This window comes from Aquimarina addita (assembly GCF_039539305.1).
GTDB classification, from domain to species: domain Bacteria; phylum Bacteroidota; class Bacteroidia; order Flavobacteriales; family Flavobacteriaceae; genus Aquimarina; species Aquimarina addita.
The window spans coordinates 91,791-103,342 of the sequence record NZ_BAABCW010000014.1; the positions used below are offsets into that span (position 1 = coordinate 91,791).

General features: G+C 32.9%; 7 protein-coding genes and 1 pseudogene. All 8 read left to right on the forward strand.

What is annotated here, in order from left to right; all coding sequences use genetic code 11:
- Positions 1-6: 6 nt before the first annotated feature.
- The 8 genes and pseudogenes from ABD816_RS15950 (at position 7) to ABD816_RS15990 (ending at position 11,391) form a co-directional block, all read left to right on the forward strand.
- A complete protein-coding gene (locus tag ABD816_RS15950; protein ID WP_344929088.1) occupies positions 7-1,410 on the forward strand; it encodes a sulfatase family protein in 1,404 nt (467 codons plus the stop codon).
- 34 nt (positions 1,411-1,444) lie between these two features.
- Positions 1,445-2,977: a sulfatase family protein gene (locus ABD816_RS15955; protein ID WP_344929090.1), complete on the forward strand. Its 1,533-nt coding sequence runs from the start codon at positions 1,445-1,447 to the stop codon at positions 2,975-2,977.
- Positions 2,978-2,983: 6 nt separating this feature from the next.
- On the forward strand, positions 2,984-5,059 hold the full coding sequence (locus tag ABD816_RS15960; RefSeq protein ID WP_344929092.1) for a glycoside hydrolase family 172 protein: 2,076 nt from the start codon (positions 2,984-2,986) through the stop codon (positions 5,057-5,059).
- A 612-nt stretch (positions 5,060-5,671) separates the two neighbouring features.
- Positions 5,672-5,950, forward strand: a complete 279-nt coding sequence (locus tag ABD816_RS15965) for a hypothetical protein (RefSeq protein WP_344929093.1) — start codon at positions 5,672-5,674, stop codon at positions 5,948-5,950.
- Between the two features lie 245 nt (positions 5,951-6,195).
- Positions 6,196-6,618, forward strand: coding sequence for a JAB domain-containing protein (locus ABD816_RS15970; protein ID WP_344929094.1), 423 nt, complete (start codon positions 6,196-6,198; stop codon positions 6,616-6,618).
- A 214-nt stretch (positions 6,619-6,832) separates the two neighbouring features.
- Positions 6,833-10,017, forward strand: a pseudogene (locus ABD816_RS15980) (Eco57I restriction-modification methylase domain-containing protein).
- 27 nt (positions 10,018-10,044) lie between these two features.
- Positions 10,045-10,917, forward strand: coding sequence for an Abi family protein (locus ABD816_RS15985; protein ID WP_344929098.1), 873 nt, complete (start codon positions 10,045-10,047; stop codon positions 10,915-10,917).
- 351 nt (positions 10,918-11,268) lie between these two features.
- Positions 11,269-11,391: a hypothetical protein gene (locus tag ABD816_RS15990; RefSeq protein WP_344929099.1), complete on the forward strand. Its 123-nt coding sequence runs from the start codon at positions 11,269-11,271 to the stop codon at positions 11,389-11,391.
- Positions 11,392-11,552: the final 161 nt, after the last annotated feature.

Genomic DNA, 11,552 nt, shown 5'->3' on the forward strand with positions numbered 1-11,552 from the left:
TCCTAAATGATACAAAATAAATTTAGTAAAATGGTATTTTGGAATTTTGTGATCTTTATATTTTTACATTGTCCAACTTATGCTCAAAACGAAAATCCAAACATCATCATAATCAATGTTGATGATTTAGGCTATGGCGATTTGGGATGTTATGGACATCCAGGTATCAGAACGCCTAATATTGATACAATGGCAAGCGAAGGTCAACGCTGGACAAATTTTTATGTGGCGGCAAATGTATGTACGCCATCAAGAGCAGCCCTTTTAACAGGACGATTACCAATCAGAAGTGGTACTGATACTAATCATGGGGCAAGAGTTTTTTTTCCTAATTCATCAGGTGGTCTTCCACAAAGTGAAATAACCATTGCAGAAATGTTGAAGGATAAGAAATATAAAACTGCGGCTATTGGTAAATGGCATTTAGGCCACCTCCCAAAGTTTCTGCCTACGAGTCAGGGTTTTGATTATTACTACGGTATTCCATATAGTAATGATATGGATCGCACAACAAATTTGAGTCATGCTGAGGCAAATGCTAATCCTAAGATAGCATATTTTAATGTCCCGTTGATGAGAGATGAGGAGATCATAGAAAGACCTGCAGAACAGCATACTATTACTAAAAGATATACAGAGGAAGCGATTGATTTTATAAAAGAAAATAAAGAGAATCCCTTTTTTATTTATTTAGCACATAATATGCCCCACGTACCTTTATTTGCTTCAGAGAAATTTTTAGGTACAAGCAGAAGAGGATTGTATGGCGATGTCGTTGAGGAACTAGATTGGAGTGTGGGTGAAATTTTAAAAACTTTAAGAGAAAATCAAATATCAGAGAATACCTTAGTAGTATTTACTTCAGATAACGGACCGTGGACCGTTTTAAACGAAAACGGAGGAAGTTCTGGGCTGCTTAAAGGTGCAAAGGCTACTTCATATGAAGGAGGGATGAGGGTTCCGGCTATTTTTTGGTGGCCCAATAAAATTAAATCAGAAATAGTAATGGATATAGGATCTACACTTGATCTTTTTCCAACGATTGCAAAACTTATCCATTCAGAAATGAAAAGCGACAGAGTCTATGATGGTTATGACCTAACTCCTGTTTTACTAGAGAAAAAAAAAGGTGTACGGGAAAGTCTGATTTACTATCACGGCACCACTGTTTTTGCAGTTCGAAAAGGGGATTACAAACTTTATTTTTATAAAAATAATCCTCGTGGTTATCCAGAGAACCTTCAAGAATTAAAGAATCTGGAATTATATAATATTCAAAAAGATCCATCCGAAAGGTTTAATATTATTAAAAAACATTCAGATATGGTTGAAGCAATAAAGATCTTAGTGAAAACTCATAAAAGCACTTTAAAGCAGGTAGACGATCAAATGATTAAAAAAACTAAGTAGAATTTATTTAAACGATAAAATTAAGCGATTATAAATGAAAAATTTAACAACTTCCTTATTAATAACAAGCCTTTTTATAATCAGTTTTTCTATAAATAGTTTCGCACAGAATAAAAAAAGAAAACCTAACATAATTATAATCAATGCTGATGACTTAGGTTACGGTGATATTGGCATACAAGGAGCCACTAAGGTGAAAACACCAAGTATTAATAAATTAGCTGCGCAGGGTAAGCGTTTTACTGATTTCCACGCGGCGTCAGCTGTATGTTCACCTTCTAGATATGCACTTCTTACCGGGCGTCTTCCGGCAAGAGAAAATCTTTACAGTCCTATATTTTTAAAAACATCATTACAAGTTGAAACTGATAGGATGACACTGGCAAGTTTAATGAAAACATCGGATTATAAAACAGCTGTGATTGGCAAATGGCATCTTGGGTTTGGAGAGAACAGCCCTGTGGATTGGAATAAGAAATTAAAACCAGGTCCTTTAGAACTTGGCTTTGATTACTATTTTGGTGTACCCGTATTAAACAGTCATCCACCTTTTGTTTATGTCGAAAATCGTAATGTCGTCGGACTTGTGCCTGAAGATCCTTTTGTTTATAATAAAAAAGCCGAAACACGTTTTTTTGATGAGAAAATGGATATCGATATCATTGGAGGAGCTAAAGCAGCGCATCAAAATTACAAGGATCGTCTAGTGGGTACAACATTAAAAGACAAAGCCATTTCCTGGATTAAAGAAAACAAAGAATCACCTTTTTTCCTGTATTTCGCTACAACTAATATTCATCATCCTTTTACTCCCGCACCTCAGTTTATTGGTACTAGTGAAGCAGGTCCTTATGGCGACTTTATCCATGAACTTGATTGGATGGTGTCAGAAATTATGAGAACTTTAGACGAGGAAGGTCTTGCGGATAATACACTTTTAATATTTACAAGTGATAATGGTGGCATGTTAAATAGAGGAGGTCAGGTCGCCAGAGAAGCAGGTCATAATGCAAATGGTGATTATTTAGGTTTTAAATTTGATGCTTGGGAAGGTGGTCATCGTATACCCTTTATAGCCAGATGGCCGGGAAAAATTTCACCAGGATCAACATCAAATCAAATGCTATCAAATGTCGATTTATTTGCAACGTTAGCAGCTATTATAGACTATAAGCCTACGAAAAATGAAGGACCAGATAGTGTTAATATGTTGACGGCACTTTTAGGTGATCCTAAAGAGCCTGTACGTGAGCATATGGTAATAGCAGCCAGTTCTAAAAATCACTTATCTATACGGAAAGGGAAATGGATGTTGATACCTGCTCAAGGTGGAGGTGGTTTTAGTGACAAACAGTTAGGTAGTCATGGTTTTGGTGGTCCGGGAGCATTTCCCTTTACAAAAGAAATAAATAGTGATATTGAGAATGGTGAAATCAAAAAGAATGCGCCTAAGGCACAGCTATACAATTTAGAAAAAGACCCCTACCAGAGTATAAATTTATATAAACAAAATACCAAACTTGCTGCTGAGATGCAAGCAATACTTAAGCAAATTTTAAATAGATAAAATACAATGAAGAGAATAAAACCAACTATATTGATGCTTGTTTTTTCTATATTTTTTATGACATCCTGTATGGATTCTAAAAAAGAAAACCTAAATAAAAACATCAGTTATACCTCACTTGTTAATCGATTGACTGATTTGAAATCTCTTGCGACTTTACCAGGTAAAGGCGAAAAAAGTGAAATGTGGTCTAGTTATGATCGAAAAAGTAAAGTCGATTCAGTAACAGGTGAGTTTATAGAATGGTCTGCAAATAATGACGGACTTAGACCTCAGTTTATTAGAAAAGAAGGTAATAATGAGGTTTTAGCAGAGATGACTGGACCAGGAGCTATCGTGCGTATTTGGTCTGCAAGTCCAAAAGATGGAAAAGTTAATATCTACATTGATGGTAGCGACATACCGATTGTCAGTGAAGCATTTATCGATTATTTTAAGCCTAGTATACCAGCATTTAATTTTCCTGAATTGGTCTACGAAACGAATGCTAAAGGATTCAATAATTATGTGCCAATTACGTATCAAAAAAGTTGTAAGATAGTCGCCGAGCCTGGTTGGGGTCAGTATTTTCATTTTAACTATATTACTTTTAATAAGGAAGCTTTAGTAGAGTCTTTTAATCCAAATTTAAATGAATCTGCTAAAAGTGCTTTAACTATGGTCAATACTTTTTTTGCTGAAGAGATGGGTAAAAATCCTTCTGCTTTAGAATTAGAGACGGTAACTAAAGATTTTAATTTAAAAACAAATAGTAAGACGACAGCTTTCAAGTTAAAGGGTAAAGGAGCCATTGCAAGTCTAAAAGCAAAGATAAAAGTTATTAATCCCGAAAAATTAGATGAAGTTTTAAGAAAAACTATTTTAGAAATTTCCTGGGACGGCGAGGATACCCCATCAGTATGGTCACCCATTGGTGATTTTTTTGGCTCAGCTCCTGGTTATAACAATTATAAAACATTACCAATGGGAATGACTGATGGCTGGATGTATAGTTATTGGTATATGCCATATTTAGAAGGTGCAGAGATTACATTACATAATTCTTCTAGCGAAACAACGGCTGTATCTTTAGAAATAGGCAAAGAAGAACTTAAAGATGATGATAAGAATTATGGTAGATTTCATGCAAAATGGCATAGGGATTTAGAACCTATAAAAAAAGAGCGCTGGCCAGATTGGTTATTGTTAAAAACAGAAGGTAAAGGTAGATTTTTAGGAGCTTCCTTGTCTCTATGGAACCCTAAGGGAGGTAGTAATAGTAATGCTGGTGAAGGACATTACTGGTGGGGAGAAGGAGATGAGAAATTCTTTATTGATGGAGAAAATTTTCCTTCTACATTTGGAACAGGTACCGAGGATTATTTTGGTTACGCCTGGTGTAATCCTTCCATTTTTGAACAAGCCTTTCATAGTCAATCGATAGATAATGGTAACATGGGATATCAATCCGTTAATAGATGGCAGATTATAGATAATATTCCTTTTCAAAAATCTTTTGATGGTTATTTGGAGAAGTATTTTGCTAATGATTGGCCAACACAATATGCAACTGTGGTGTATTGGTATTTAGATGCAGATGGAAAAGATCCAATTAAACCAACACCGGCAGATGAATTGTTTGGTTATGAGATACCTTACAAAGTTTTTAAACAACCCAATGCTTTAGAAGCAGAGAATTTAATGGTTATTGAAAATTCCGGTGGATGGCTGAATACTGATGAGTTCGTTCATGAGTCTATGTATAAAACTGTGAGTGGTCATAAAATCTTATTTTGGACAGCTGAAAAAAACAAAAAGAATAAGCTAATCACTGAATTTGAAACAGAAAAGACGGGTAAATATGAGGTGTACGCGACTATTATAAAACAAGCAGATGGTGGTGTTTTTAAGGTTAAAATAAACAACCAAAACATAAAAAATATTAATTGTAAGTCTTCCGATGATTCTAAATATACGGAACGTATAAAACTAGGAACGGTTAATTTAGTTGCTGGAAAACAACAAATTGAGTTTAATGTGCTTAAGGATGACAAGTTCCCTCAAAGGATGTGGATTGATTATTTTGAATTTGTGGAATTATAATGAATAATATAACTGGATAGATTAACAGAAAGTGGGACAAACCAAACAGGACAGAATCACATTATTGTCAATGGAGAAGGCTCTGACCTCAACAAAAAAGAGGCGTTAAAAGATAGAGCAAAACGAAAAACTATTACGCAAATAATGATGCTGCGATTGATAGAAGTGGGGCAAGAAAATGGAGAACCAGAATTGGAGAAATCTTACTGGAATACCTATTACTGTCAACAGAATATTGTTACAGCAGATGGTCGGTGATATGGTAAGTATCGCAAAAACCGCTTTTGTACTCTGTGTTGTAGTATCCGTAAGGCAGAGATGATTAATACATATTTCCCAGTGATGAAAAAATGGGAAGAACCTTATTTTTTTTACCCCTACGGTTAAATCTTGTAACGCATATAATTTGCCGAGGTATATAAAGAAATTTACACAAGGCATACAAAGAATAACAGAAAAACACCGTAAAAGATACCAAAGAGGTAGAGAGAAAAAGCTTGTTGGGGCGCGTTCGCTAGAGTGTAATTTTAATCCTAAAAAGAAACATACAACCCACATTTCCATATAATTACTAAAGACAAATATACTGCTGAGGTATTATTAAATGAATGGTTGCGACTATGGACACCAAAATTTGCTAATAGAAAAGGGCAGAATATTCAACAAGTAACTGATTTAGAGAATGGATTAGTTGAAATCATAAAATACGGCAGTAAAATATTTACCGAACCAGATTTAAAGAAAAGGCAAAAAGAAACCAATACAGCACAAATTTATATAAAGGCATTGGATACAATGCTTATGGCTATGAAGGGTAAACGTATATTTGATAGATTTGGGTTTAACTTACCAAAACAGAAAAAAAACAAAAATTTTCAGCGAAGTTACTAAGCTGTTACAAAGAATGGGAGTATAATCCAAGGACTTTCGATTGGGAAAATATCGCTACTGGTGAATTATTGTGCGAATATAAGATACCTACTCATTTAACAGCACTTCTTGCCAATAATGTAGATGTAGTTAGATCATAATAGATATTCACGAGTGTGGGTGTAATATTGAATTAATAAGCGATATTTGAATGATAAAAAACTAGTTACACCGATTAGTTTTATATTTGTCAAAAAAAGGATGCTATGACAGTAAGATTGCCTAAAGATGAAAATGTACGTATTGCTAACTCAGAGGATATAGCTCGTATCATGAGAAAGATTCTTTTAAGGCAGAATAGATTACATAGAAAAAAGGAATACTTCTGGACTATCGGTTTAAGTACTACCAATGATATAGAGTATATTGAACTATTAACGATTGGCACGTTGAACCAAAATTCATTAGATCCTGTTGAGGTATTTAATTTTGCAGTGTCTAAAAAGTGCAAAAAACTAATACTTTGTCATAATCATCCATCAGGAGATGTTACACCTAGTAAATCTGATAAAATGTTAACAGAGAAAATTCACAAAGGAGCAGTTACTTTGAATATAAACTTATTAGATCATATTATTATTTGCGATAGTGAAGAATATTATAGTATGAGAAGCAATAATTTGGTTTAGTATTTCTTTTTAATGTATCCACATATTGGCAATTACCCTCTTCACTCAATATATTCACCCATCATCAAAGACCATTATCATAAATAAAACAGATAAGTTGTTTTAATACTTAATCTGTACAAGATAATTGAGTATGATTATGTTTTGCTTTTTTGATAGTGATATTATTATATAAAATTGATAAATTCCCTTTTTAAAACTGCATAATAACTATATGGCATTATATCAAACCTCTGTATTAAAGAAATATCTAAAACAACAAGATACCGAAATAGTAAACAAGGCTTATAAAAAATACACGAAGTATTTCTTAAATCCTACCATACAAGAAAATATACGTAACTCAAAAGAAGAGCAATTTCAAGCTACATTCCTTACAGAGAGCTATTTGTAAATATTTTGGGCTACACTTTAAATCCCAATCCTAAATTTAATCTTACTACCGAGTTTAAAAACCAAAAGAATGCACGTAAAGCCGATGGTGCAATTCTTAAAGATGATATAGCTATAGGTGTCATTGAGTTAAAAGGTACAAATACTAAAGACCTTGAAAGTATACGTAAACAAGCATTTGATTATAAAGCAAATCAAAAAGGTTGTGTGTATGTTATCACCTCTAACTTTGAAAAACTTCGTTTCTATATCAATGATGCTACAGAGTTCGAGGAATTCAATCTATTTGAGCTATTAGAAGAAGAGTTTCAATTATTGTATTTATGCTTACAAAAAGATAATGTACTTACTAATATACCGCTATCTATAAAAGAAGCGTCTATTGTAGAAGAAGAAAAAATAACAAAGAGTTTTTATAGTGATTACTCTGTCTTTAAAAGAGAACTTTACAGAGACTTAGTAAAACAAAACGGTACAAAACTTAAAGCAGAAGCACGAGAGCGTTTAAAAGAGGTTGCTACCGACGAAGCTGTAACCGCTGAATTAGAACGTATTGAGAGGAATGTAAAACTCTCTTTATTTAAAAAATCACAAAAGTTAATAGACCGCTTCCTATTTGTATTCTTTGCAGAAGATAGAGGTTTATTGCCACCTAACTCTACCGTACAAATCTTAAACAAGTGGAAAGCAGATTTAGACTTTGGAGACGAGCGACCACTTTACGGCTTATTTAAGCAATATTTTAACTTCTTAGACCAAGGAAGACAAGGCACAGCATCACGAGCAGAGATATACGCTTATAATGGAGGATTGTTTAAACCAGATGGTATTTTAGATGGTTTGTTAATAGACAATGAACTACTATACAAATACACCTTAAAACTTGCTAACTACGATTTTGAGAGTCAGGTAGATGTGAATATTTTAGGACACATTTTTGAAAACTCTTTAAATGAAATTGAAAGTATTAACGCAGAGATTGAAGGTGGAGATTTTGACAAACAAAAAAGCAAGCGTAAAAAAGATGGCGTATTCTATACACCAAAATATATAACTAAATATATTGTAGAAAACACAGTAGGTAAACTATGTGATGAGAAGAAAAATGAGTTCGGTTTTAAGGAAGAAGAATATTTTAAAGGACGTAAAAACCGTAATAAAGCTACTATTGCAAAGTTAGTAGGTATCTTAGATGATTACAGAACTTGGTTGTTACATATTACCATTTGTGACCCAGCTTGTGGCTCTGGTGCATTCTTAAATCAAGCATTAGATTTTTTAATAAAAGAACATAATTATATAGATGAGCTTAAAGCGAAAGTATTAGGAGGTGGTATTGTATTTAGTGATATAGAAAACACCATACTTGAAAACAATATTTACGGTGTAGACCTTAATGAAGAGTCTGTAGAGATAGCAAAACTATCTTTATGGCTACGCACAGCACAACCACGAAGAAAACTAAATGATTTAAGTAGTAATATCAAATGTGGCAATAGCTTAATAGATAATAAAAGTGTCGCTGGAGATAAAGCCTTTAATTGGGAAACCGCATTCACTAAAGTATTTGAGCAAGGAGGTTTTGATGTTATTATTGGAAATCCGCCTTATGTTTTTGCAAGAGATAATTTTTCACAGGAAATTAAAGATTACTACTCTAATAAATATGTTTCAGCTGAATATCAAATCAATTTATATCTATTATTCATTGAAAGAACGATACATCTAATAAAGGATAAGGCTAATTATGGTTTAATAATTCCAAATGCTTGGTTGATGGTGGATTCCGCCAAAGAATTAAGAAATTTAATACTAAACAAATGTTCCATTAATCAAATCATCAATTTAGCAGGTTATTCTTTTGAAGGAGTCAATGTAGAGACAATAATAATCCTAGCTTCAAAATCTTCAGAAAGAAACAATCCTAATGAGTTGGAAGTCCTACTTAGCTCAGGGAAAGAGTTTAGATTTTCTCATTTACGAAAACAAGTAGATTTTGAAAAAAATGAAGGTTATGAGTTTAGAGTTTTTTCTGATGAAGCTAGCGTTCAATTGACTAAAAAATTAAAAGAGAATTCTGAAATTCTCGATAATATAGTTCATATAAAAGCAGGTCTCCAAGCTTATGAAAAAAATAAAGGAGAACCAAAACAGACAGTTGAAGATGTAAAAAATAGACCTTATGATTTCGATTATAAATTTGATGAAAACACACATAAATATTTGGAAGGAAAAGATGTAGGTAGGTATTTTCTTAATTGGTCTGGGCAATATTTACAATATGGTAAGCAACTGGCATCTCCCAGAACTTTCAATTTATTTGATGGTGAGAAAATTATAATTAGAGAAATAACAGGTAAATTCCCTAAGAGTATAATATCAACATTTGACGATGGAGTTTATTTATATAATCGGAGTAATATTGGAATTGTAAAAAGACAAGAAATTGAAGTGTCATTAAAGTATATTCTGGCTATTTTAAATAGTAAATTGATATCTTATTACTTTGTTAAAAATACTGCTAAATCAGTAAGAAAAATGTTTCCAAAAATCATTTTAAATGATTTACGAAAATTTCCTTTTAAACCTATATCACCATCGGAACAAAAACCAATTATAGAAAAAAGTTCGATAATACTAAGTTCGAGTAAAGAATTCATTTTATTAATTAACAGGTTTAAAAAATACTTTATTCAGAAAAATAAACTAATCAAACTATCTCGTAAACTTGAAAACTGGCACGAATTAGATTTTGGAGACTTTATTAAAGAAATTAATAAAGCTATTAAATCAAACAATAAGATATTAGTTTCAAAAGAGGAAGAGCCTATTAGCTCACTAACGAAAAAAGATGAGTTTGAGTGGTTAGAATTGTTTGAAGAAAACAAGAAAAAAGCACAAGACCTACACCATCAAATCAATCAAACTGAAAAGGAGATTGACGCTATGGTCTATGAATTATATGGTTTAACTCAAGAGGAAATTGAAATTGTAGAAAATAGTTAAGATTTAAAAACACAATAATAAATCTATATGGGGAATATAGCTACTAGCTTTAAGCAACAAATTGAAAAGTTAAAGTCTCGAGGAATGGAATTAGATTATCCTGATGACAAAATCAAGGAAATTCTATTAGATATTGGCTATTATCGGTTAGGTTTTTATTGGCATCCATTTGAAATAGATGAGGATCATAACTTTAAAGAAGGAACGAGGTTTTCTGATGTTGTGAAATTATATTACTTAGATGTTGATTTGCGAAACCTACTCCTTAAATATATTAAACGAATTGAAATAAATTTCAGAACGAAATTAGTGTATTATGTGTCAAATAAATATAAAGAATCGCCAACCTGGTTCATTGATTATAACGTCGTAAACTCAACTTTTATAAGTGATATAGATAAACATTATAATGATGAATTCAAATCTAAGAATAAACCAATTAAATTACATCATGCTAAATATATCAACGATAAGTATGCGCCTGCTTGGAAGACATTAGAGTTTTTTACTTTTGGTGCAATTTTGAAAATTTTCAAGAGTTTAAATGAAAATGATATAAAAGAAAGGATTTCTGGTTTATATAATGTTCTCAATTTAAAGAAATTTATAAACATAATGGATACTATAGTATATATCAGGAATACTTGTGCTCATAGTGGTGTAATTTTTGATTTGAATACTCCAAAAGGTATTTCTATAATCCCTGGTATTACTTTTAATGAAAACAATAGAAGTTCATTGGATTCGACAATCAAAGTCATTCTGTATATCCTAGATAAGATATCAAATGGTAGGAAGAATGATTTAGAGCGCCAGATTGATGATTTGTTTATGGAGCAAAAAGGAAATGATATAATTAAAGGTATAATTATAGAAAAAATAGGATATAAGTATAAATAAATGTTTTTAGTAATAATTCCCTATCTTTGCAACAGTGCACTGTTATTCAATTATGCTTTAATGCTGCACTTAAAAAAAATAATAATAAGCCTAGACTAGCTCTAGGCTTTTTTTGTGTTCTCAATTTAACATGAAATAATAATCAGCACTTAATTAAATTAAAATTGTCGACCAAATTGTCGGCCGAAAACAAAAACTCCCGTAATCATTGATGATTTGGGAGTTTTTCGTGGAGTCGGACACGATCAAACGTTAAGAATTGATCCAGTGGATCAATTTAGCGTAGGAGCCAGCTGGCGCGTGGCCGAATCCCCCGAAAACACAAAATCCTGCCCATAAGGCAGGATTAAAGTGGAGTCGGAGAGGGCCGAAGCGTTAAGAATTGATCCAGTGGATCAATTTAGCGTAGGAGCCAGCTGGCGCGTGGCCGAATCCTCTGATTGCACAAAAAAACCACCCGAAGGTGGTTTTTGAAGTGGAGTCGGAGAGGGCCGAAGCGTTAAGAATTTGATCCAGTGGATCAATTTAGCGTAGGAGCCAGCTGGCGCGTGGCCGAATCCTCTGATTGCACAAAAAAACCACCCGAAGGTGGTTTTTGAAGTGGAGTCGGAGAGGGCCGAAGCGTTAAGAATTTG